The sequence below is a fragment of the Candidatus Eisenbacteria bacterium genome, assembly GCA_026388185.1.
In the GTDB taxonomy this organism is placed as follows: domain Bacteria; phylum Eisenbacteria; class RBG-16-71-46; order JAFGJU01; family JAFGJU01; genus JAPLKG01.
The window spans coordinates 413,721-437,588 of sequence record JAPLKG010000008.1; the positions used below are offsets into that span (position 1 = coordinate 413,721).

Annotated in this window: 21 protein-coding genes; all 21 read left to right on the top strand. The window is 56.9% G+C overall.

Annotation, left to right across the window (positions count from 1 at the left end; genetic code table 11):
- Positions 1 to 28 precede the first annotated feature (28 nt).
- The 21 genes from NTX17_04550 (at position 29) to NTX17_04650 (ending at position 23,498) form a co-directional block, all read left to right on the top strand.
- Positions 29 to 796 (top strand): radical SAM protein, encoded by a 768-nt coding sequence (locus NTX17_04550; GenBank protein ID MCX5800637.1) that lies wholly within the window; start codon positions 29 to 31, stop codon positions 794 to 796.
- Between the two features lie 212 nt (positions 797 to 1,008).
- Entirely contained in the window at positions 1,009 to 1,740 is a 732-nt protein-coding gene (locus tag NTX17_04555) for a hypothetical protein (GenBank protein ID MCX5800638.1), read from the top strand.
- 99 nt (positions 1,741 to 1,839) lie between these two features.
- Complete coding sequence (locus NTX17_04560) at positions 1,840 to 3,330, top strand: cytochrome c biogenesis protein ResB (GenBank protein ID MCX5800639.1); 1,491 nt, start codon at positions 1,840 to 1,842, stop codon at positions 3,328 to 3,330.
- A gap of 29 nt (positions 3,331 to 3,359) precedes the next feature.
- The gene (locus NTX17_04565) at positions 3,360 to 4,445 is read left to right on the top strand and encodes an AI-2E family transporter (protein ID MCX5800640.1); all 1,086 of its coding nucleotides are present in this window, start codon (positions 3,360 to 3,362) and stop codon (positions 4,443 to 4,445) included.
- Positions 4,420 to 5,289 (top strand): M48 family metallopeptidase, encoded by an 870-nt coding sequence (locus NTX17_04570; GenBank protein MCX5800641.1) that lies wholly within the window; start codon positions 4,420 to 4,422, stop codon positions 5,287 to 5,289. Before NTX17_04565 ends, NTX17_04570 begins: the two co-directional genes overlap by 26 nt.
- Positions 5,290 to 5,295: 6 nt before the next feature.
- Entirely contained in the window at positions 5,296 to 6,525 is a 1,230-nt protein-coding gene (locus NTX17_04575; protein ID MCX5800642.1) for a DUF401 family protein, read from the top strand.
- Positions 6,526 to 6,582: 57 nt separating this feature from the next.
- On the top strand, positions 6,583 to 8,019 hold the full coding sequence (locus NTX17_04580; protein ID MCX5800643.1) for an HDIG domain-containing protein: 1,437 nt from the start codon (positions 6,583 to 6,585) through the stop codon (positions 8,017 to 8,019).
- A gap of 115 nt (positions 8,020 to 8,134) precedes the next feature.
- Positions 8,135 to 9,484, top strand: coding sequence for a M23 family metallopeptidase (locus NTX17_04585; GenBank protein MCX5800644.1), 1,350 nt, complete (start codon positions 8,135 to 8,137; stop codon positions 9,482 to 9,484).
- 125 nt (positions 9,485 to 9,609) lie between these two features.
- Entirely contained in the window at positions 9,610 to 10,584 is a 975-nt protein-coding gene (locus NTX17_04590) for a polyprenyl synthetase family protein (GenBank protein ID MCX5800645.1), read from the top strand.
- Between the two features lie 4 nt (positions 10,585 to 10,588).
- Positions 10,589 to 10,738 carry a hypothetical protein gene (locus tag NTX17_04595; GenBank protein MCX5800646.1) on the top strand — a complete coding sequence of 50 codons (150 nt, stop codon included), beginning with the start codon at positions 10,589 to 10,591 and terminating at the stop codon, positions 10,736 to 10,738.
- Positions 10,731 to 11,717, top strand: a complete 987-nt coding sequence (gene amrS / locus NTX17_04600) for an AmmeMemoRadiSam system radical SAM enzyme (GenBank protein MCX5800647.1) — start codon at positions 10,731 to 10,733, stop codon at positions 11,715 to 11,717. The genes NTX17_04595 and amrS overlap by 8 nt, the downstream gene beginning before the upstream one ends.
- Positions 11,718 to 11,730: 13 nt before the next feature.
- Complete coding sequence (gene rsfS, locus NTX17_04605) at positions 11,731 to 12,117, top strand: ribosome silencing factor (protein ID MCX5800648.1); 387 nt, start codon at positions 11,731 to 11,733, stop codon at positions 12,115 to 12,117.
- A gap of 82 nt (positions 12,118 to 12,199) precedes the next feature.
- Positions 12,200 to 14,011 (top strand): arginine--tRNA ligase, encoded by a 1,812-nt coding sequence (gene argS, locus NTX17_04610; GenBank protein ID MCX5800649.1) that lies wholly within the window; start codon positions 12,200 to 12,202, stop codon positions 14,009 to 14,011.
- 36 nt (positions 14,012 to 14,047) lie between these two features.
- Complete coding sequence (locus tag NTX17_04615) at positions 14,048 to 14,962, top strand: PfkB family carbohydrate kinase (GenBank protein MCX5800650.1); 915 nt, start codon at positions 14,048 to 14,050, stop codon at positions 14,960 to 14,962.
- 488 nt (positions 14,963 to 15,450) lie between these two features.
- Positions 15,451 to 15,813 (top strand): hypothetical protein, encoded by a 363-nt coding sequence (locus tag NTX17_04620; GenBank protein MCX5800651.1) that lies wholly within the window; start codon positions 15,451 to 15,453, stop codon positions 15,811 to 15,813.
- 13 nt (positions 15,814 to 15,826) lie between these two features.
- Entirely contained in the window at positions 15,827 to 18,301 is a 2,475-nt protein-coding gene (locus NTX17_04625; protein ID MCX5800652.1) for a sigma 54-interacting transcriptional regulator, read from the top strand.
- Between the two features lie 468 nt (positions 18,302 to 18,769).
- Positions 18,770 to 19,498, top strand: coding sequence for a hypothetical protein (locus NTX17_04630; protein MCX5800653.1), 729 nt, complete (start codon positions 18,770 to 18,772; stop codon positions 19,496 to 19,498).
- Positions 19,499 to 19,597: 99 nt separating this feature from the next.
- On the top strand, positions 19,598 to 19,720 hold the full coding sequence (locus tag NTX17_04635) for a hypothetical protein (protein ID MCX5800654.1): 123 nt from the start codon (positions 19,598 to 19,600) through the stop codon (positions 19,718 to 19,720).
- A 128-nt stretch (positions 19,721 to 19,848) separates the two neighbouring features.
- Positions 19,849 to 21,174 (top strand): HD domain-containing protein, encoded by a 1,326-nt coding sequence (locus NTX17_04640; GenBank protein ID MCX5800655.1) that lies wholly within the window; start codon positions 19,849 to 19,851, stop codon positions 21,172 to 21,174.
- A 22-nt stretch (positions 21,175 to 21,196) separates the two neighbouring features.
- Positions 21,197 to 22,219, top strand: coding sequence for a phosphoribosylformylglycinamidine cyclo-ligase (gene purM / locus NTX17_04645; GenBank protein MCX5800656.1), 1,023 nt, complete (start codon positions 21,197 to 21,199; stop codon positions 22,217 to 22,219).
- A 37-nt stretch (positions 22,220 to 22,256) separates the two neighbouring features.
- Positions 22,257 to 23,498 (top strand): sigma 54-interacting transcriptional regulator, encoded by a 1,242-nt coding sequence (locus tag NTX17_04650; protein MCX5800657.1) that lies wholly within the window; start codon positions 22,257 to 22,259, stop codon positions 23,496 to 23,498.
- The last annotated feature ends 370 nt before the right edge of the window (positions 23,499 to 23,868 follow it).

Sequence of the window (23,868 nt, forward strand, 5' to 3'; positions counted from 1 at the left end):
TTGTGAAGGATAACGGAGGGAAAGCTTGATGGCGCTTCTCAGATTGCAGAAGGCGATCGTGTACGGACCGGTCTCCTCCAGGAGGTTGGGGTGCTCTCTGGGCGTGAACGTCCTTCCTTTCGACTACAAACTCTGTTCGCTCAACTGTGTCTACTGCCAGTACGGCTGGACAGAGGCGTGCGCCGTAGATGCCAGTTCGCACTTGTCTGATTTGCCGAGCGCGGACGACGTGGCTCTTGCACTCAGGGAGTCTCTTCTCAGGCTTAAGGACGAAGGCGTCGGTCCTTCATACATCACCTTCTCCGGCAATGGTGAACCGACCTTGCACCCTCGATTTGGGGAGATAGTCGACGTCGTCAAGAAGACGCGTGATGAGCTTGCTCCCAAGGCGCTGGTTGCGATTCTGTCCAACTCGACGACGGTCGGAGACGAATCGGTGAGGAGAGCGCTCGAGCGGCTTGACGTCAGAGTGATGAAGCTGGATTGCGGGGAAGCCGGTACATTCGGTCTGTTCAACAGGCCGTGCGCCGGGGTGGCCTTCGAGAAGATTGTCGAGGGATTGCTCAAACTTCGCCGGTTCAGCGTGCAGACTCTTTTCACAAATCTGAACTCCGACGAGCGTTGCATACAAAGATGGATCGGAGTAATCAAGACGCTCAAGCCGCTGGATGTCCAGGTCTACACGCTTGATAGATCTGCTCCCTTGGCGGAGCTGCGACCTGTCGGCAAAGACAGGCTCGAGGAGATAGCACGCAGGGTGTTTTCAGAGACGGGCGTCCCGGCCAATGTGTACTGAGCGTCGGGCGCGTGGAGGCCCTAGATGCGTGTAAGCTGCGCTGATGCGACCGACCGCGTCGGCCCATTGAGGAGGTTGCCATAGAGTCTGGATTCTTTCTCTGGAACTGGCCGGGCGCACTCCGATTCTTACTTTGTGCGTCTGCCTTCTTCTACGCCGTGTCTCTTGTTTCTCTGGTGGCCGGCCGCTCGGTCCGGAGCCTTTCACGCCCCGTGGTGTTCGAGAGACTGCTGGGGCTGGCTCTCGTCTGTCACACCGGGTTCACCGTCTGCCGGGCATGGGTGGCGGGCAGGCCTCCGTTTTTCGGAGGAACCGAGCTTCTTTCCTGGTGCGCCCTTTGCTGCGGAGCCCTGTGTTTGTTCGGCAGCAGGAGATTCGGCTCAAGGTTTGTGATTGCATTCGGCGTGTCGTGCGCCTTTGCCGCCACGCTGGCGCTGGGTGTTTCCTACCGGGCGCAGATACTTCCCGGCATGTTCGCGCTGCGCGACGTCAGGGTGTGGTGGTATGGATTCGCGACGCCGTTAAGCTGTGCGGCAGGGATTCTGGCATTCGCCGCTCAGTTCAGAGGGATCCTGGCAGTCCCTCAAGACACGAGATCTCCCGCCATCAACGTATTCCCTGTGAGCGAGGAGACCATGAACTGGCTGGCTCTTTCCCTCGTGAGATTCTGTTATCCTTTGCTTCTGTCGGGTTTTCTTGCTGCTGCGATCAGCTCTCTTGATGCCGTTGGCCGGGCGTGGTTCTGGCAGAGGTCGATAGCCGCGCAGCTTTTCACCCTCGTCGCCTATTGTGTCTACATGCACGTCTGCAGTTCCATGCCGGGACACAGAGGGAGAATCGTTGTCGCTCAGTTTGCGGCGTTCAGCGGCCTGCTCATATCCGTTCTATCATTTGAGCTTCCGCAGGGACTCCTGAGAGGGTTGGGTCTCGATCTTTTCCTGTGAGCCAACGGTTTGTGCGGCGGTCACGGGAGAGTTAACCGGGGAATTGCGCCAGAAAGAGATCGATAAGCGTACTGAGGACGAGACGGGGCAGGACTTTCTATGAGGAAAGGTTTTGACGATACTCGCGTTCGTGAGGCAGGGCTCGGAAGAAACCCGCTTTACAGGACGCTTTCGTCCGTAGAGTTTTCCGTCGTTCTGATGTTGTTGATCGGCATTGCCACCCTGATTGCAGCGTTGTTTCCGCAGGGGATGGACGAGGCGTTCTACGTCGCTCGATTTGGCGAAAGGCTTTATCGTGTCTACGATTCCCTCGGGTTGCTCGCCGCCCTGCGATCTTGGTGGTTCATGCTCCTCTTCGCACTCCTTTTCGCGGCGCTGGTTTTCTGCACTCATTCGCGAGTGCGAGAGGGAAGGCCGAGGGGAACCAAGGGAACGAGGCTCTACGAGACAGAATTTTCCGTTCCCACGTCGACCGAAGAAGTACTACTCATCTTCCCCGTGCTGTTGAGTTCGATGGGATTCACCAAGAAAAGGATCATAACAGGGGAAGGACACTGGGAAATTCTGGCCGAAAAAGGAATCCACCCTTTCCTGAGCTCACTTCTCCTCCACCTCAGTGCGGTCCTTCTTCTGTCGGGAGTTCTCGTGACCTACCTTTTTTCCTGGGGATGCTCTGTGAACCTGGAGCTTGGCAAATCCCTGACGGTTCCACTTCGCGGCGGAGGATCAAGATGGGCAAAGTTCACGGGAGCGCAGATCCTGGAGCAATCACATTCCGGCGAGCAAGAATCTCTCCGCATCGAGCTTGTCAAGCTAACCAGGCATTATGGGCCGGCGTCCGGGGCGCTGCCCGCGGTTCGGGACAGCCTTTTCTCGCCGCCTGGCTCCATACCTGCCCAGGAGCTCTTCGTGCAGAAAGACGGAAGGAGCTTTTTCCTCAAAGGTTGGACGAGTCGCCTATCGATAGCGAGAGGTACACGAAGCCAGACTCTGAACATATCGGCCGGAGAGAGCAAAATAGCGAAGGGGTTACATATTTCGCAAGGTGCCGTCTTGAAGACGGCGCGTATTGTCTTTCCTGCTCTTGGGGAGACTCTCCAGGCATCACTCCCGATGAACTTGACGTTCGGGGCCGCCCAGATTGCTGCAACTCCTTCTGAAACGCAGCCCGCGGGGCGAGTGTTTCGACTGGAGAGCCCCGGTGTTCCGGGACGGAGAGCAGTCAGGATCAAGGTCCTGCCTTCGAGTGCAAACGAAGACACTGCCGGCGCACCTCACGAAAACTCCGTAGACCTTCGAGTCGGGGAAGAGACCCAGCTCGGAGGATTGGACATGAAGGTGATCCAGATATCCGAGTGGAGCTTGATAAGACTGCGCTCGGATCCGGGATGGAGAATTGTGAGGCTGGGGGCGTTTCTCATCTTTCTCTTCACAATGGTAAGGCTATACGTATACTGTTACGTGCTCAGGGCCGAGATTTCGGGAGCCAAAGGGGGACCGTCGCATTTGAGCCTCAGAATAAGAGCGTCGGGTCTCTTTGCGTCTCCCGCCGGAGTTGCCCGGAAGATAGCGGGCCTCCTGGCGAAATGAATTGTTTGCACTGGAAGCGAGGTGTCCGTTTGACGGCAGAGAATAGTCCTCACGGCTGGCTCAGGGTTTCAGTGGGAATACTGGCTTTTCTCGCCTTCCTGTGGGCGTGCTACGCGGCCCAGGACATAATCATACTAGTCGTGGTTGCGATCTTGATCGCGTATGCCCTCAGCCCCGTGGTTGATGTTCTTGAGAAGCTCAGATTGCCCTTTACGCGATTTCGGCTCAGCCGTGGCGTTGCTTCCGGAGTAGTGGTGATCGGGGTGCTGGTCCTGTTCGGCGTTGTGTTGTCCAAAGTGGTCCCCGCCATTGCCACGCAAGCCAACAACGTAATGCGTGACACTCCCTTCTACGTCGCACGGCTCCAGGAGCTGATGGTTCAGGCGCGAGCACGAGTGGGAGAGAATGCTCTGCTGTCTTCGTGGCTCTCCTCTTTCGAACAGGAACTCGGCAGAATCTCGCTCGAGTCGGGGCGGTACGTAGGCAAAGGTTTGTTTACGGCCGTGAATGCGGTCGTCAAACTGGTGGGGCTCGTTCTTCTTCCGATCGCGACCTTCTACGTGCTAAAGGACGGCAAGAAGTTCAGGGATGGCTTCTTGAGAATCGTCCCGAGCGCACGGAAGGAAGGAGCAGAGAGAATCCTCTGCGACGTGGACACGGCCCTTTCCTCTTACGTGAGAGGACTGGCCAGTGTCTGTTTGATCATGGCCACGTCTGTCACCATCGCTCTCGCGGTCATCGGCGTCAACAATCCTCTGGTGCTCGGACTCTTTGCCGGCGCATGTGAAGTCATCCCTTTTGTCGGTTTCATAATGGCGTCAATTGCCATCGTCCTGGTCGGCTTCTTCGAGAGTCCGTGGATGGCACTCAAGGGGTTCTTGGCTTATCTCGCCGTGAATCAGGTCCTCTCTTACGTGATTACCCCGCGCGTGATGGGTGCGCGCATGAAACTCCACCCTCTCACCGCAATGGTTTCGGTGATGATAGGCGCGAGACTCGCGGGGGTAACGGGGGTGGTCTTCGCACTTCCTGCCGTTGCGGTGGGCAAGGTATTACTCTTACATCTCATTGTTGGAGGGAAGGTGACCGATGAAATCACTACCGTTAACCGTTAGGGTCTCATCCTCAGCCAGACTGCACTCTGTGACCAGGCTTCTTACCGTTGCCGGACCGTTCTTTCTTGCTGTCGTGGCAATTCTCGCGTCTCTCACGGGCTGCGCGACCACCGGAGTCAACCGTGGAGATTTCAATCTCATCTCCTCGGCCGAGGAAGTCCAAATGGGTGACAGCCTCGCGGTGGAAGTTGGAATCAAGTACCCGTTGCTCAAGAACGCAACGGTCGGCGCCTACATAAACGAAGTGGGGCAGAGAGTCGCTTCGATCTGCGACAGGCGCGACATCCCTTACTACTTCAGCGTGATCGCGGACAAGGAACAGGTCAATGCCTTCGCGCTTCCGGGCGGGCACATTTACGTGTACGCGGGGCTACTTCTCGAAGCTTCCAACGAAGCCGAGCTTGCGGGCGTGCTTGCTCACGAAGTGGGTCACGTGGTGGCGAGGCACGCCATGGAGCAACTCAGCAAGGAGTACGGCTATGACTTTCTCGTGAGTCTGGTGCTCGGCAGCCAACCCGGCTGGTGGGCGGAGACCGCCGCCAATCTCTTTGGTACGGCAGGTCTTCTCAAGTTCAGTCGCGACGACGAGTACGAAGGCGACAAGTTTGCCGTCCTCTACACAAATGCGGCCGGATACTCACCGGGCGCCGTCGCTGATTTTCTTGGGAAGTTGGAGTCTCTCGAAGCAAGCGAGCCGGGCAAACTCGAAACCCTTCTGATGACTCATCCGCCGACTTCAGAGCGGATGAGTAGAGTGAGGGCCCAGGTAGCTGCCCTTTCGTCTGCGTCTACGGGCTCCTTTGCTGAGAGATATCGCAGCAAGATTTCCTCGATAACGCAATAGGCCCTGATGGAATCTGCTTGCTCTCCGGTAGGCGCACTGTCGGGACTGCTGGTCGCGATAGTGCTGATCGTAATACTGCTCCGTTTCCGCGTAGACCTCGGGCTCTCCCTCTTTGCGGGGGCGGCCCTGATTGGTCTGTTTTCAGGGCTTGGTGCAGAGAGAGTCCTTACGACGCTTCTCCTCGCCTGCGTCAAGACGCCCACGGTTCGATTGGTCTTCGTGATCATCCTGATAATGTTCTTGGCCGAGCTCGCCTCTCACCATGGCTACCTTGAAACCTTCACGAAGGCTCTCGAAAAACTGATCTCGGACAGGCGCATCAACATGTGTCTCATTCCGGCTTTCGGTGGGCTCCTTCCCATGCCGGGCGGCGCCATGTGGTCGGCGCCTCTGGTAAACAGCGTCGCGGGCGACACGGACATCAGCCCGGAAGAACGCACTTTCATCAATTACTGGTTCAGGCACGTGTGGGAGTACGTTCTTCCCGTCTATCCCGGCGTCGTGGTCGCTGCCGCGATCCTCGCATTTCCGATCGAACGAGTCATAGCCGCCCAGGCTCCGCTTTCCGCCGCGGCGATAGTGGGGGGAGCGATCGTCCTTTTTCTGAGAATCAAGAAGGGAAGTCAGCCTGAGGCGAGACGCAGACCTGCGCTACGCGATTTGCTGCAGTTACTTTCTGGAATATGGCCTTTTGCATTTGTGATAGTGCTCGTCGTGGGTTTCAAGGCCGATCTTCTCACGGTACTTGCGGCAACGATCGTCTTGGTAGGTTTGCTCAAGAAGACGGGCGTGCGCAGCATGGCAGGCCTCGCGCGAAAGGCCTTTTCTCCGTCCACGATCTCGCTAGTTTTGGGTGTGATGGCGTTCAAGGAAGTAATGGAAGTCGGTGGAGTGGTGCGCGTGTTCCCCGGACTGCTGGGCTCGATGAGAGTGCCCGACGCGCTGGTACTCTTTCTGGTACCCATGCTCGTGGGCCTTCTTACCGGCATCACCCAGGCGTTTGTTGGCGTGACTTTTCCCGTTGTCATGCCGTTCATCTTGGCCGCGGGCTCGCCGGCCTCTGCGGCCGCGCTGGCGTACGCGGGCGGCTTTCTTGGCGTACTTCTTTCGCCCGTTCATCTGTGTCTGGTCCTCACGTACCAATACTTCAAGGCAAGGCTTAGCGGAGTCTATTACCTGATGATCTTCCCGTCGCTCTTTGTAGCGTTGATTGCTTTTCTGCTGGGCTTGCGCTAAATTGTCCAATGAACCCGATGCATTGTGTCTCAACCCACCACGAGGCAGCCGTCCGCAGTGAGCAAACAGGAAGAAAGAGGCAAAGAACTCGATAGGAACAGGACGCCGCGCGAGGACGAGCAGCGCAGCTTGCTCGAGGAGCGTTTCGCCGCCGTCGCTCCCGCGGGCCTACTTGAGCTTCTTTCGACGTTGAGACGGGGCGGATTCAAGGCGTACATCGTCGGAGGATGTGTGCGCGACATGCTCATCAAGCGACCCGTCACGGACTGGGACGTCTCGACTGACGCGACGCCCGACGAGGTGCGGGCGAGTTTCACCAGGACGGTCCCGACAGGCGTCGCGCATGGCACGGTCACGGTTCTGGCGGGGGAAGACGCCTTTGAGGTGACGACCTTCAGGCAGGACAGCGACTATCCGGACGCGAGGCATCCCGAAAAGGTCTCCTTCACCAGGAACGTGGAAGACGACGTATCTCGGCGCGACTTCACCATCAACGCAATCGCTTACGAGCCTCTGAATCATGAAGTCGCTGCGCCCGAAGGGGGGCTCAAGGACATAGCCGCGAGAATCGTGCGGACCGTAGGAAAGCCGCTGGACAGATTCCGAGAGGACGGCCTTCGTCCCCTGCGGGCGGTGCGATTGGCGTGTCAACTCGACTTCGAGATAGAAAGGAACACCTACGAGGCCATATCTCTTGCCCTGGACAGAGTGGCGCTCGTCTCCATGGAGAGAGTGCGAGACGAGGTCATGAAGATCCTGGAATGCAGGAAGCCATCGAGGGGTTTCGAGCTCATGAGAGAAACAGGGCTGCTCGGGCTTTTTCTGCCCGAACTCGAGCGGAGCAGGGGTGTCACACAAAACGAATTTCATGCGTACGACGTTTTCTGGCACAGCCTACATACTTGTGATGCCGCGCCTCAAGATAAACCGCTCGTGAGACTGGCCGGGCTGCTGCACGATGTGGGGAAGACTTCGACGTGGGAAGAGAGGGAAGGTCGTGTGACCTTCTACAATCACCAGCACGTGGGCGCCGAGATGGCGGCCGACATCATGGGCAGGTTCAAGTTCAGCAATGCCGACAGGGATTACGTGGTCAGGCTGGTAGAGAATCACATGTTCGACTACAAGAGTGCGTGGACTGACGGCGCCTTGAGAAGGTTCATAAAGCGGGTGGGGGTCGACACGATTGCCGACGCCTTTGACCTTCGCATCGCGGACTTCCTCGGAAACGGCCTCAGACAAGGCTTTCCTCATTACCTTGAGGAGATGAGAGACCGAATAGAAGAGCTTCTTGAGAAGGAAGACGCTCTAACCGTGAAGGACCTCGCAATAGACGGAAACGATGTGATGCTGGAACTCGGCATAGGTTCGGACGAGAAGGTGGGGATCGTGCTGCGGGAGCTGCTCGAACTCGTGCTCGATCGCCCCGAGTTGAACACGAGGGACGAACTATTGGGGCGCATCAGGGAGAAGAAGGGCTCCGCACGCGGCTAGATGACGGGCGCCTTGGCCCTGCGCGTGGCCGGCCTTGACGTTCGGCACTTTGCAGTTGACAACGTCCCGTTCCCTGAATAGCATTGCGGCAAGCCGGGGTCACGAAAGAGGTAGCATGTCGAATCAAATGCCGAGCTTGGCGAAGAAGCCTTCGAGAAGCATGGTGAAGCACGTCAGTTTGATTCTTCTTGTCGTGTTCGCGTTCGCATTTCTCTTCTGGGAATTCAAGGAACAGCAAGCCAAGGTCGTAGTCTTACAATCACAAGACTCGTCGTCGGTCGCGGAGACGACGGCGAACGGACTGCGGTCCAAAGTCGACACCCTGGGAGCGGGCACTTCCCTCTACGCATCTTTTCTCCAAAAAGACGTCCCGCTGGATCTCATAACCAGTCTGCTGGAGGAACTCGGCAAGGTCATGGACCTCAAGAAGACTCTCCCGGGAGAATCCTACGAGCTCGTTACCGACGCCCGGGGTGCGCTGAGATCGCTTCGTTATGTCAAGGCGCCGGGCGAGGTTCTTGTCGTGGAGCCGGCCGAGGAAGGTCTCACGGTCTTTCAGGAAAACGTGCCTCTTACAAAGATCGTTCGGAGGATCGAAGGTGAGGTAAAGTCCTCTCTGTACGACGCGGTGCGTGCCTCGGGTGGTGACGCCGAGCTCGCGATGCTCCTGAGCGACATCTTTGCCTGGGACGTCGACTTCTTCACCGATCCGAGGAGCGGCGATCGTTTTTCGGTTCTTGTCGAGCAGTACATGAGGGGCGAGTACAAACGGGGATACGGGGACATTCTTGTGGCACGCTACCAGGGCAAGGAGATTTCGAGAGAGGCTTACTTGTTTAAACTGGCCGGCGGGAACAGCGGCTATTTTGACGGAGAAGGGAAGTCTCTCCGCAGAGCATTTCTCCGCTCGCCGCTCAACTACAGACGAATCAGTTCGTTCTTCACCAACAGCCGCTTTCATCCGATTCTCAAACGATACAGACCACATCACGGCGTAGACTACAGCGCGAAGTACGGCACGCCGGTCGTCACGATAGGAGACGGCACCGTGAAGTACGCGGGGTGGAAGGGCGGTTTCGGCAGATTCGTGACCGTACGCCACAACTCCACGTACATTTCCATGTACGGTCACCTTTCCAGGTTCGGAAAGGGAATCCGGAACGGTGCCAAGGTGAGACAGGGGCAGGTGATCGCCTACGTCGGTTCGAGCGGCCTATCCACGGGACCTCACCTTGACTTCCGAATAACGCGCAACGGTTCATTCATCAATCCTCTCAAGCTCAGCGTCCCCACGCTTGACCCCGTTCCCAACGGGCAGATGACCGCATTCAGGGGCCGCGTGGAGCAACTCGCAAAGGCTCTGGACGGCATGCCGACCTCCGGGTGGATGAGCTCGAGCGAGTTTGGGCTCAAGTTCTTCCCGGATTCGGCCTCGGTTTCGTACGCGTCCGGTCAAGTATACTGAAACGACTCCGACCCCCGGCAGGCCTTTTCGCTTGACACTAGACGGGGCCGGTGTTAGCGTTCTGGAGTGATCCGCACGGAAGCTATTCTGGCCAGTGTTCGCATTTCCCCCGGGTGGTTATCGTAATGGAACTCAAGGGGCCGCAAGGTCCCATAGCAAGAGAGCTAGAGGAAGTCGAAGAGCAGATGAAGGCTGCTCTCTTTTCCAACCGTCCGCTGATCCAGAAGGTGGGAAGTCATCTTCTGGCCACGCACGGGAAGAGATTTCGGCCGACCGTTCTGCTGCTGAGTGCAAAACTCGACGGCAATCTTCCTCCTCTGGCGGTTTGCGCGGCCACAGTGGTCGAACTCATTCACACCGCAACTCTCATCCACGACGATTCGATTGACAAGAGCGAACTGCGGCGCGGTTGTCCGACCGTGAATTCCATGTGGGACGACGACGTCTCCATAGCCATGGGAGATTTCATTTACTCCAAAGCGTTCTCCATACTTGTGAACAACGAGATGTATGACGTGATGCAGGTGCTGGCGGAGGCGTCTCATCGAATGAGCGTGGGAGAACTGCTCGAGCTCGAGAAGCGGAACGACCTCGATATCACAGAAGAAGACTACATGACGATCATTGCCGACAAGACCGCCTCTCTCATGTCCGCTTCGTGCGAAATCGGCACAATGCTCGGGAGTCCCGGAGACGGAACAAGGGAGTGCTTCTCTCGATACGGCCATGCGGTGGGCGTCGCCTTCCAGATCACGGATGATCTTTTTGATTATGTCGGCCACGCAAGAGAGTTAGGCAAGAGCGTGGGCAACGACATCAGAGGCGGCAAGATCACTCTTCCTCTGATTGCGACTCTAAAGAACGCCACCTCGCGAGACAGGGCCAGGATACTGGATATCATCGCGTCGAGTGCCTTTGCCGACGGCAGGTGGGAAGAGCTTCTGACCTTGATGAACGAGTATGACGGCATAGGGTACTCCCGAAAGAGAGCCCTCGCCTACGCGGTTGAAGCGAAGCAAACGATACGGCCCTTTGAAGACTCGCCCTATTACACGCATCTTTGTTCTGCAGTCGATTACACGGTGGAGAGAAGACAGTAGTCTGATGTCTCACACTGTAACCCCTCTTCTTGTCACGAGAGACCGCCTCGAGATTCCTGAACACGACGAAGTAGATGCGGGTCGGACCGCGTCGGGAATCGTGTTTTTCTCTCGCAACGTGGGTGATTCGATGGGAGGTGTGAATCGTGGTTGAGGCCAAGCACTGGACTGTACTGGACGCCGGGAAGGTGCGCTGCGATCTCTGCCCTCACCACTGCACATTGTCGGGCGGGCAGGCCGGTATATGTATGGGCAGAGTGAACGAGAACGGGAAACTCTATTCCAGCAACTTCGGCCAGGTCGTCTCGGCATCGCTCGACCCAATCGAGAAGAAGCCGCTCTATCACTTCTTTCCTGGAAGCCTGATATTCTCCGTCGGCCCGAACGGATGCAACTTCAGGTGCCCGTACTGTCAGAATTGGGAGATCTCTCAGCGGGAGACGCACACTTCGTTCGTGCCTCCTCACGAACTCGTGAGAAACGCCGGGAGGGACGGTTCCGTAGGCATCGCTTACACCTACGCGGAGCCCCTGATTTGGTACGAGTACGTCCTGGAGTGCTCCAAACTGGCCAGGGAGGCGGGTCTCGTCAACGTTCTCGTTACGAACGGCTTCATTGAGAAGGCGCCGCTCGCGGAGTTACTCCCGCTCATCGACGCTCTCAACATCGACGTCAAGTCCGTCCGTGAAGAATTCTACAAGAAATTGTGCAAGGCGTCGCTCGAGCCGGTGTTGCGAACCTGCGAAACTGCCAAGAAGGTGTGCCACGTGGAGATCACGAATCTTCTTATTCCGGGCGAGAATACCGGCAAGGAGGACGTGACCGAACTCGTGCGTTGGATTGCTTCCAAGCTGGGCAAGGACACGCCACTTCATTTTTCGCGTTACTTCCCACATTACAAGTTTGCGGCAGAAGCGACAACCGAATCGACACTCTTCACCGCGTACGAGATCGGCAAGAAGGAGCTCTTCTACTGCTACGTCGGAAACGTCCGTTCGGCGAACGGGGCCAACACGTATTGTCCCAAGTGTGGGAACATGTTGGTTGAAAGGGCGGGTTACTCTATTAGAATCGCCGGCATCGAGGATAGGAAGTGTTCACGTTGCGGTCGGAACGCCGACTTCGTGCTTTGAAGACGGGAGTTGATTGAAAGGAGACATCATTATTAAGGAGAAAGAGAAGACTGCGTTGACGTCGCCCAAATTGGCGCGAGAGGCGGCCGACCTTGCCTTGTCGAAGAAGGCGGAGGACGTGGCCATCCTCGATCTGCGGGGCTTATCCACCGTCACCGATTTCTTTGTAATCTGTAGCGGTTCGTCCGACACTCACGTCAAGGCGATCTCTGACGCCATCGAAAGCGGACTGGAAGCGAAAGGCGTGCGCAAGTGGCACATCGAGGGCTACACGCACAAGCGATGGGTGCTGCTCGATTACGTGGACGTGGTCGTTCACGTGTTCCATCACAAGACTCGCGAATTCTACCTGCTCGAACGACTCTGGGGAGACGCCAAGATTGAGAAAGTGGTGGATTGAGGTGGGCCGCCGAAGTAGACGGAGTCGAAACTTGAACGGGGCTCGTCCAAGTAACTGGATGGCTTAAGAGGGAGAGGCTGGATTGAGAGACTCGATAGCCGACATTCTGCGTAATGCGATAAGGGAGGCCGCTCTCTTGACCGGACTTGTGACCGAGGAATCTCTGCCCTCCGTCGTCGTCGAAGTGCCGAGGGAGCGAGGGCACGGAGATTTCAGCACAAACATTGCGATGCTGATAGCCGGTAGAGCGGGCGCCGGCGCGAAAGACGCAAGCGGCGGTGCCCTCGGCGGAACTCGTGCGACCGACGTTGTGGATGCAGGCGGCGTCGAGCACAAGATCTCTCCCATCGTCGTCGCCGAGGCAATTGCCGGAAAAATAGACAAAGCCGCGGCGAAGCTCGAAGGGGTTCAAGTACAAGCACCCGGTTTCATCAACATGCACTTGAGCCACGACTACCTGGAGGAGAACGTCCGTTGGATACTCACCGAAGGCGAAAGATACGGGACGTCTGACTTCGGCAAGGGAAGCACGGTTCAGGTCGAATTCGTGAGTGCAAACCCGACCGGCCCGCTCAACGTCGTGAGCGCGAGGGCGGCGGCCGTCGGGGATTCGCTCGTGAGACTGTTCAGAGCTTGCGGATACGACGCAAGAAGTGAGTTTTTTGTCAACGATTCGGGCACGCAAGTGGAACTGCTGGGACTCTCTCTCAAGGCGAGAGTCGAGGAGCTTCTGGGAAGGGGGGAGGCCAAGATTCCGGACGAAGGCTATCACGGCCAATACCTGGTAGATCTTGCAAAAGAGATTCCGAGAGAGAAGGCCCTGGAGATGCTCGGCGAATCTGAGGGCAAGGCGGGCGCGAGTGGGCCGGCCGTCGCCGGGAACAAGGCCGCCAGTGGCTTCAGGGAGCTGGCCTTAGAGAGGATGCACGAGGCTCAGAAGAAGGATCTTGCCGAGTTCGGCGTGAAATTCGACCGATGGTTCAGAGAGTCTTCCCTTCACACTTCCGGCCACGTGGAGGAGACCTTCGGCAGGCTGAAGAGCTCCGGATTCGTCTACGAAAAAGACGGCGCAAACTGGTTCAAGTCCAGCGAGCTGGGGGACGACCAGGATCGAGTGGTAAGGAAGAGCCCCTCCGATCCCTCGAAGTCGATTGGCGAACCGACGTATTTTCTCTCGGACATCGCCTATCACAGAGACAAGTTCGAGCGCGGTTTCAACAAAGTGATCGACATATTGGGGCCGGACCACCACAGCCACGTACCCAGGATGAAGGCCGCGGCGCGGGCCCTCGGCTATCCCGAAGACTGGCTCGAGATACTCATTGTGCAATGGGTGAGGTTGATGAGGGGGAAGACGCCGGTGTCCATGTCCAAGCGGGCCGGCGAGTTCATCACGCTTGTCGACCTCATACGTGAGGTGGGCGTGGACTGCGCGCGGTTCTTCTTCTTGATGAGAAGACTAAACAGTCATCTGGACTTCGACCTCGACCTTGCAAAAAAGCAGTCCGAGGAAAATCCGGTGTACTACGTCCAATACGCCCACGCCAGGGTGAGCAGCATCATCGGGTTTGCCACGGAGGGCGGGATAGGTCTTTGCGGACTGGACGAGACCGACCTGTCGCTTCTCAAAGAGCCGGAAGAGCTGGAGTTGCTCAAGCTCATGGTCGGCTACCCCGAGCAAGTGCTCGCGGCCTGCCTGAGCCGCGAGCCGCAGAGAATCACGAACTATCTCACTTCAATCGCCACGGCGCTTCACCAGTTTTATCACAATCATCGCGTCGTGGGCGTGGAACCCGGATTGATGCAGGCCAGGCTGGTTCTCGTTCGAGCAGTGAAAATAGTAATCGGGAACGGGCTCGAGCTGATCGGCGTCTCGGCTCCCGAGAAGATGTAGTTACGAGTGTTTGGACGTTGACCGCGAGGTAAGAAAATGAGCATTCTGGTTGTCGGTTCAGTGGCTCTCGACACGATAGCGACACCTTTCGGTTCGTGCGAGGACGAACTGGGAGGATCGGCATCGTACTTCTCCGTGGCCGCCGGACACTTTGACAAAGTGCAACTGGTGGCCGTGGTGGGAACCGATTTCCCGAAGAAGCACATAGATTTTCTTGGCGGGCGCGGCATCGACGTCACGGGTCTCCAGGTAGCCGAAGGCCTGACTTTCAGGTGGCAGGCCGAGTACGGTTTCGAGCTGGGCGGGGCGAAAACCATCAGCACGTGCGTCAACGTCTTCGAGCATTTTCATCCCGTGATTCCCGATCAGTTCAAGCAGTCGGAATACCTCTTTCTCGCAAACATCGACCCGTGCCTTCAATTGGAAGTCCTGGACAAGGTGAACGGGGCCAAGTTCGTGGCGTGTGACACCATGAACTTCTGGATAACGAGGAGACGCGAAGAACTCCTGCGGACAATCGAGAGGGTCAACGCCCTCATCCTCAACGATGCCGAGGTGCGGCAATTGACCGGGGAGCCCCATCTCATCAAGGCCGCGAAATGGATACTGGACCTCGGCCCAAAGATTGTGATTATCAAGAAGGGCGAGCACGGTGCGCTTCTCATCACCCCCGAATTCAAGTTTGCCGCGCCCGCGTATCCCGTTGAGTCTCTCTACGATCCCACGGGGGCCGGAGATTCCTTTGCGGGCGGCTTCGTGGGCTTTCTCGCCCGCTGCGGCGAATGCTGCGAGGACTCGCTCCGCCTTGCCGTCATGTACGGCACCGTGATGGCCTCCTTTGCCGTCGAACGCTTTGGCGTGCGGAGACTTGCCGAGATAGACACGTTTGCCATCCTCGAGCGGCTCAAGGAACTTAAGAAGCTGTCGGACTTTCAGATAGAGCCGGTGTAAGGCTTCGGCCCTTGGGGAATGGGGCTGCATTTGGAAGGTGCCACGTCTGTGCCTTCTCCAAGCCTTCCGTAACTGTTTCCTTCACATACATAGCCCCATCGCTCGTCTCATCACAGACTGACGACCACATCCCGGCGCGTCCGAAACTGGGCGAGTTGCCACGGTGCTCTGTCAGTAGCCCCGGCGCACGTCACAAACTGACGGTTCAGTCCCAACTTTTTTCGTAGGGTTATGTTTTTCGGTTGACATGGGTGCAATGTGGTGATATCATATTTCTGGTTTCGACAGGAGACTCTTGCTACGTGAACGAGGTCAAGAGTTGCTTTCCTAGCCAAGAGAAGTTCTTTCGGTTCGCCGTGGGCTGTTTCGTCGGTTGTTTCCGGGTGTTTCAGTAGGGTTCAGGCCATTGGTGCGCCTGCTGCGCACATTGGGCCTTGTCGCGTTCAATCGGAAGAGATCCATCTTCCACCAACCGAAAAGGAGGGGGTATGCGGAAGTGGGTTGCAAAGTGTTCAGCGGCGCTTCTTACCGTGACTCTGATCGGACTTGCCGTTACCTGTATGCAGCTCGTCTCGCCGGCTCCGGCGTACTCGCGCCAGATTCCCAGTGGGTTTGAGGATGGCGGAGACCCGGATGGGCTTGATGGGGCTATGAGCGTGACGGACGAGTTTGGGGGGCTGGTATCTACACCTGAAGTTGGAGCTCAGGATGCGGGAGACCGTTCGGAAGTGGAGACAACTCTCGACTCTTCGTCTCGTTTTGTGTTCAGATTGTTTGGTGCGCGTGCGGAACAGAGAACGGTCGTATTGAAACTATGGTTCTCCATATCATCATTTGTTTTCACATTCTAGCGGGGAGGTCTCCATGGTTTTCGAAATTCCCGAGATCCAGAGAATAGAGGAGAGGCTGGAGACCCTTCGCAGTGTCTTCGGCAATCCAGAGTATTTGGAGCGTCTGGAGCTCTTGGCAGATCTGTACTTGAAGGAGGACGGCTACGAGCCGGCACTAGAGTATCTGGAAGAGATCTTGTCGGAAACTCACAGACTCCAGATCTCAGACAAGAAGAGAATGCGCCTGCAAATGAAAGTCATTGACTGTCTCCTGAAGCGCTCGCGTTGCACGGAGGCCCTGGAGAGGTGCAAGGCCATTGCCAACGAGCCGGGGACACTGGAGGATCAAGAGCTCAGAGCACAGCTCAATCTGCTTTTCTCCAAGACGTACTGGAAAACAGGTGACTATCCGAATGCGTTGAAAGCCAGTCAGGATGCGATTCAAATATTCGAGAGTCTTGGAGACGAACGCGGCGTAGCTCAGTGTCAATGCTGGTTTGGCAATAGCTATCTCAGGCTCGGCCAATTCGAAGCAGCGAGAGAGCATTTTGAAGAAGGTCTGGCAGCGTACAGGAGGGTGAAGGACAAGGAAGGAATTGCTATCTGTCATAATAACCTCGGTGTCATGCACAAGAACCGTGGTGAGTGGCAGCTTGCCACAGATCATCTGACAAAAGCGTTGGAGCTGGACAGAGAAACTGGCAACTACGGGAAGACCGCGCTGAGACTACTGAACCTGGGCCTTGTGTACTACAAGACTGCTCAATGGAGAAGAGCTAAGGAATCAATGGAAGAGGCTCTCGCGATTGCGAGACGCATTGGTGACCAGCATACCTGCGCTGCCGCGTCCATCGGACTGGGCAATTGTCTCAGACTGCTCGGTGATTCCGAGGGAGCTGAAAGGTTCTACGTCCAAGCGACTTCTATAGCCGAGAAAGAAAACTTATTGCGCGAGCTCGCTCTGGCCCACGAGTTCTCGGGAGAGAATGAGTTGAGCCGAGGGAATCCACAGGCGGCGCTCAGCAAGTTGGACCGGGCTCTTGCAATTGCAGAGGGAATTGCCCGGGACGGAGACATCGTTGCCGAAGTGGAGCGACGACGGGCCGAAGCGTTCCTCGATCTCGGGGACATCAAGAAAGCGTTGAAGGCATCAATGCGATCCCTGAAGCTCTGTCGCCTGCTCGGTGACAGGTATGAAGAAGGTGCCGTTCTTTCCGTTATCGCCAGACTCAAGGAAAGAGCAGGGCACAGAAGAAGCGCGATGGTTGCGTTCGACGCCTCGGTCAAGTGCCGTGAATCAGTCAGAGACAGATACGGCTTGGCCTCTACGTTGCTTCACCTTGGCCGATTCCTGCGTGGCGAAGTCTGTTCGCAGGACAGGAGCCGAGAGGTGAAGCGTGTTCTCGCAAGGGCTGCGGGACTCCTTGCGGAAGTCGGAGCCGAGACGCTTCTCAGAGAAGCAGAGAGAGAACTGGAGTCCGCCTGGGACGAAAGTGCCAAAGCCTCTGCCCCAGTTGCTGCGAGGCGGGCCGGCCGTCTGACACCTTGTTCAATGCACGGAATCGTGACCTGCGATGCTTCCTTGATCAGCGTGATATGCTATGCGGAGCAATTGTGCAAGAGCGATGCTAGAGTATTGATTCAAGGCGAAACCGGCGCCGGCAAGAACCTTCTAGCATACATCTTCAAGGCGCACGAGGAATCTGAAGGACGACCGTTTGTTGAGCTCAACTGTGCCACCATTCCTGCGGAATTGCTGGAGAGCGAACTATTCGGCTACGCAAAGGGCGCCTTCAGCGGAGCCAATTCCGACAAGAAGGGAATACTCGAAGAGGCAAATGGGGGCACGCTGTTTCTCAACGAAATCGCCGAAATGGACTTGAGGATGCAGGCCAAACTCCTGCAGTTTCTGGACGACGGCTCGTACAGACGCGTAGGTGATACACGTCTACGAAAACTCCACACTCGTATAGTCTGTGCGACGAACAAGGACCTTTGGCAGCAGGTTGAGAAGGGGGCGTACAGGCGCGACCTGTACTTCAGACTTTCGCAAGCCGTGCTGAACATCACCCCGCTGCGTGACAGAAGCGAAGATGTGCCGGTGCTGGCGAGGCACTTTGTGGAGATGTACGGCCGGTTCTGCTCAAAGCAATTGCGCTTAGATCCCCCTGCGATCGAGTTGTTGCAGCGGCACAGTTGGCCCGGCAACGTGCGAGAGTTAAGAAGCAAGATCCAACTCCTTGTGCTGGGGATGCCAACGGGAGCGGTCATCACCGCGGGCGACGTTGAGAAGGTGCTTAGCACCCCCGAAGCAGAAGCCCAGCCTAAGACTCTGGCAGACAAGATCGAACGGCTTAAGAGAACGGAGATAACCCGTGCTCTTACCAAGTTTGGTGGTAACAAGACCAAGGCCGCTCAAGTGCTTGGAATGAGTCGGCGTGGGCTCGTCAAGGTCGTGGAACGGATGGATACCTGTAGCGGGGGAACTGGTCCGGGCGTAGTCGCATAAGTCAAGACAAGAACGGCGTTCAACTGAGAACGTAGGTTACGTTCCGGAGAACGCCGTTCTCGTCAAGAGCCCTATGGAAGACACTCAAGTACAACCATCCTGCGGTTTCCGGGAATTCCGTTCCCATTCGTTTCGCCTACCTCGTCACGAGCACTGCGGGAGGCGGAGGTGTCATCTTGTAACCTCTTCGGATTGCATCGGTTGCGGCGTAACCTTAAAGTGTTGATTTCGACGGTGCGCGGGTACAGTTTCTGCAATGTTGGTCTTCGCCGATGAAGGGTGCCCGGGCGCATGGCACGAGGTCACAGCTCTTGAGCCAGCCTTAAGTGTCTGGCCAGATCGCACAAGCAGGCAGGCGTCGGGCACCCTCCCGGCTGCAAGAATTTTTGCCCTTGCAACTGAACCAGGGAAATGGTATATTTTCTTTCGGCAGGTGTTCGCTTTCACCAGAAGTGAATGGGGGTCAGTTTGGCTAACGTGCTGCAAAAGTGTGCCCTTGCGATTCGTGCGGAGAATGTTCTCCGCGGACTTCGGGACATCTCCGCCGTTTCTGTCCTTGCTGACGATGGACAGATCACCGAGATTCACATCACAACCGCCAGCAACCGTTCTCCGAAGCAGCTCGTCAGGGACGTGGAGTCGGCTCTCGAGGCCGAGCTCGGGCTGCGGGTTGACCACCGGTGTATAAGTATTGCTCAGAAGAAGGAATGCGGGGAAGGCGCCGAGGTCCGGGAGCTGACACTCGCCGATTTTTGCGAGCCGGACAACAAGGAGCCTAGAGTCCGTTTCGGTAGCATCAACGTGAATTTTTCCGAGCTCAAAGGTCATGCCAAGGTAGAGCTTTGCCTTGATACTCTTGAGTCTGCGGGCTTTGCTGACGGTTCATGCGATCAGCATGACGTCAATAGACTGATAGCGAGTGCTACGTTACAGTCCATGGGACAGTTTGTCGCCGAGGAGTGTTCGTTATCCTTGAGCGACGTGGAGGTAATACACCTAGGGCCAGACCAGGTAGTCGTTGCCACGGTCAAGTTCCTGTTGGGTAGGACCGACACAACTCTTGTGGGATCAAGCGTTGTGTCGCAGAATCTGCATCAGAGCGTTGTGTATGCCGTTCTGGATGCGGTCAACAGAGTATTCGGCAACCTGCGTCTTAAGGAACCGGTGGAGTATGAAGTAAGACCGACATCAACTTGAGGCTGGAGCGAAGCGGCGTAACTAGAGCGAAGCGGCCATCCTACCTTTCATTTCGCCGGGCAGTTTCTTGACTGCCTTTAAGGAGGTGGCTGCGGGGTTATGCCAAAAGTAATTCATTCTATTCTCGCCGCCCTGCTCACGTACACGATAAGTGGTGGGCACGCCTGGTGGGCCAATGGTGGGCACGCCTGGTGGATGAGTGGCGGACACGCTTGGTGGTAGTAGTCGTGGCCTCGGTTGATGTCGGTTCTTGATTTTGGGCTTATCTTGGTGGTATGAATGTGTATGCTCGGTAACGTTCTTGAGTCGACGATGAACACCACCCGCTACGTATTGGAGAACGTGACCCCATGAAGTCTGCGGTAGCGACCAAGAGAGCCAGCGGCGGGCACCAACGCATTACTTTCTGGCTTTTCTACGTGTGCGTCGTAGCGGCAGGCATTCTCGCGCTGGCGCTCGCCCCGGTGCCGCCTGGCACTGTCAGTTCGCTCACGTTCTGGCTTTGGATCGCGCTCTTAATCCTAGCTGGCATCGCTCCCATTCCTCTGCCCGCTGGTGGCTCCATGACTGTTTCTTCCGCGATGAACTATGCGGGTATTGTCGTAATGGGGCCTATCCCCACCGCTTGGGCGGGCGTAATCAGTGCGATGTTTCTTCAGCTCGTCATACTCCGCAAGCCGGTAGTAAAGAGTATTTTCAATGCGGCTGTCCTGGCTTTGACCGTGCTTGTGGCTGGGTGGGTGTATCTGGCCCTTGGGGGGACGGTGGGTAAGCTGCACCTACCGGGTGACATGCTTTACCTCTTGATATCCGGCATTGCCTATTTCGTGGTCAATACGGGTTCCATCAGTCTTGTCATCGGCCTTGAACAAAGGCTGAATACTTTTCGTGTCTGGCAAGTCAACTTCATGTGGACGATTCTTCACCTCTTGGCCCTGCTCCCCTTCGGCGCATTGCTTGCTTTGGTATATCTCAGTGCGGGGATGTGGGCCATTCTCCTCTTCTTCGTCCCGCTCCTTCTCGCCAGATACTCCTTCAAGCTCTACGTTGACATGCGGAGAGATCATTTTGATTTTGTGAAGGCACTCACGGGAGTCATCGACGAAATCGACCCATACACGCGGCAGCATTCGCTACGTGTTGCGGAGTACTCTGTTCGTCTCGCGCGGGGGCTCGGATTGCGCGAGAGCGATGTTCGGACCATAGAGTATGCCGCTCTCGTGCACGATCTGGGCAAGGTTGACTTGAGGTACAGGGACATACTGGGGAAGCCGGGCGCGCTCTCGACGGACGAGAGGAAGACGCTGCGGAGGCATCCCGGCATTGGGGCCGACATAGTGACCAAGGTCAAATCCCTCAAGAGAGCTTCCGAGATGGTTCGCTCACATCATGAGAGACCGGACGGGAAGGGGTATCCATACGGCCTTGTCGATCAAGACGTTCCCCTGGGTGCGCGGATCCTAAACGTGGCAGACGCCTTCGACGCGATGACGTCCGACCGTCCGTACAGGCCGGCCCTGACTCTTGAGCAGGCGGTCGCAGAAGTCAAGCGCTGCTGCGATACCCAGTTTGACAAGAGAGTTGCGGGTTGTCTCGTGAGAATGTACGAGGCGGGGCAGTTCGACGTGTACAGAGAAGGGCGTGAGGAAACGCACTCCATGAGGGCCGCGGGCTAGCGCTGACAGAGCGGGTTGGGTTTTGAAGTACAAGGACGCCGGAGTTGACATAGACGCAGCCAACGCTGCCCTGGAACGAATCAAAGCCCTCGTTCGCTCCACCTACACCAAAGGTGTGTCCAGCGAACCTGGGCTTTTTGCCGGCGCCTACTCGTTGGCTTCGGCAGGCATTAGAGATCCGCTTCTCCTCTCCAGCATGGACGGCGTTGGGACGAAGCTCAAGATTGCGTTTGCCGCGCGGAAGTTCAAGTCCGTCGGCACCGACATCGTGTCTCACTGCTGTAACGACGTGCTCGTGCACGCGGCCCAGCCGATCTTTTTCTTAGACTACATCGGGATTGACAAGATAGAAGTCACGGTCCTGGAGGAGTTGGTTTCGGGGATGGCGGAAGAGTGCATCAACTGGGGCTGTGCGCTGATAGGCGGGGAGACGGCGGAAATGCCGGGCTTCTACAACAAAGGCGAGTTCGATGTCGTGGGCTGCGCCGTCGGGGTCGTCGAGAAAAGTGACTTCGTAGACGGCGCCGACATTCGGAGTGGCGACGTCCTGATCGGACTACCATCCACCGGACTTCACACCAATGGCTTTTCGCTGGCAAGGAAGATCCTCTTCGAGAAGAAGAACTTTTCAGTTGAGGACTCACTTCCGGAGCTAGGTTGTACCATCGAAGAGGCTCTTCTTGTTCCTCACCGGTCGTATCTCCGACCCGTTCGCCTTCTTCTTGCAGGGGGATGGGTCAGGGGTATGGCTCACATCACCGGTGGGGGATTCTTCGACAACATCACGCGAATTCTCCCCGACGGGCTTCAGGTTCACATTCGCAAGGGGACGTGGCCCATTCTGCCGGTGTTCGGCCTGCTCAGACGATGGGGGGAGATGGAAGACGAGGAAGCGTTCAGGACTTTCAACATGGGCGTTGGGTTCGTCGTATTTGTGCGTGAGAAAGATGTGAGTTCGGCTGTCAACGAGCTTCTCGCCAACGACGAGAAGGCGTTTGTCATCGGCGAGGTAAGGAGCGGCAAGAAAGGTGTTCACGTAGTTTAGATTTGCTCAACTCCCGAATGGGGAAGAGGAGGGTGTGATGGATGTGTTCCGGGACAAGAGCAGAAAGGAACGTGCCTGCTCCGAACCTTCTGACTCTGAGACAAGACGATCGTTTCCGCTTGGCAATGCTGCTTCCCTGTCCGACGACGCTGCTGTTGCGTCTGAGGACTCCGCCCCTTCAGCCGCTGACGCTCATCCCGGCCTCGATGTTCGCTCGCTCCGCGATATTCATCCTGCGCGCGAGGGCCGGTCAGTCGCAGCGTCCGAGGCCGTTGCGAGTGCCCTGATGAAGCTGGTAGGCCGTAGCAGAGAAATGCTGCACGTCCATGAACTGATCAAGAAGATCGCGCTCTGCGACACGACGGTCCTCATCGAGGGTGAGACCGGCACGGGAAAGGAACTGGTCGCAAAGGCGATCCATCAACTCGGGCGCCGCCGTGGCTCCAACTTTCTTGCTCACAACTGTGGAGCGACCCCCGACACTCTCATCGAAAGCGAGCTCTTCGGCCACGTGAAGGGGGCTTTCACCGGCGCAGTGCAGGACAAGAAGGGGCTGTTCGAGGTGGCCGATGGAGGCACCTTTTTCCTGGATGAGATCGCGGACATAAGCTCGATGATGCAGATCAAGCTCCTGCGCGTTCTCCAGGAGCGCGAGTTCAGAAGGGTGGGGGAGACTCAGGCACGAAGGATCGACGTACGAGTCATTGCGGCCACGAACCGGGATTTGCTCGGCGAAGTCGAGCAAGGGAGATTTCGAAGAGATCTGTATTATCGTCTGGGTGTGATCAAGCTCAGATTGCCCGCGCTGCGAGAAAGAAGAGACGATATACCGGCGCTCGTCGAGCATTTTCTTGCGATACAGGCGCGCAGAATCGGGGCTCGCACCATTGCCGTGCGTGAGAACGCACTGGAGGTCTTGAGAAACTACGATTGGCCGGGAAACGTGCGGGAGCTGGAGAACGAAATGGAAAGGGCGGTCGCGCTCGGCCATCCGGGAACGGAAGTCACCCTCTGGGGATTGTCCGACGCAGTAAGGAGCAACAGTTGCGCAGCGGTGTGCGACCTCGGCCCCGCCGGCACCTTGAAGTACGAGACCGACCGTTTGGAAAGACAGAGAATCCTCGAGGCCCTGGAGTCGAGCATGTGGAACAAGACTCGCGCCGCAAAAGCACTTGGCCTGAGCAGGCAGGGTCTGCTCAAGAAGATGCGGAGGTTCAAGCTGGGAAACGGCCACACGGGGCCCTCGGAGACGACGGGCCGGCCAGGAAGCAGTAAGTGAGCGACCAGCCTGTAGGAAAGGAACGCCCGAGGCGGAGTCGTGACAGCCGACTTCGCTAAGGGCCTCGGCACATAGATACTCTTTCACGCCACCCGACCCCAAGACGGTTCCCTCATGCGTGTAGATTCCCCATTGACAACTAATTGTCCATACGCAATACTGACACGAGAGAGGCGAGGGCATTAACCGCACCGTTCTGTTCGGGAGAAGATCAAGAAGCTCAAGACGATGGGGATCTGTTACCCAGGTGGCGAAAGCGTAGCTATCTCGTACCCACTGAACTGCATTGGCTTTCACAGAGTTGCACCTCTGCCACGCTGACTGGTGACTTTGGTCGCAAAACTGAGTCGGTGGGCGCGGGTCGCGATGA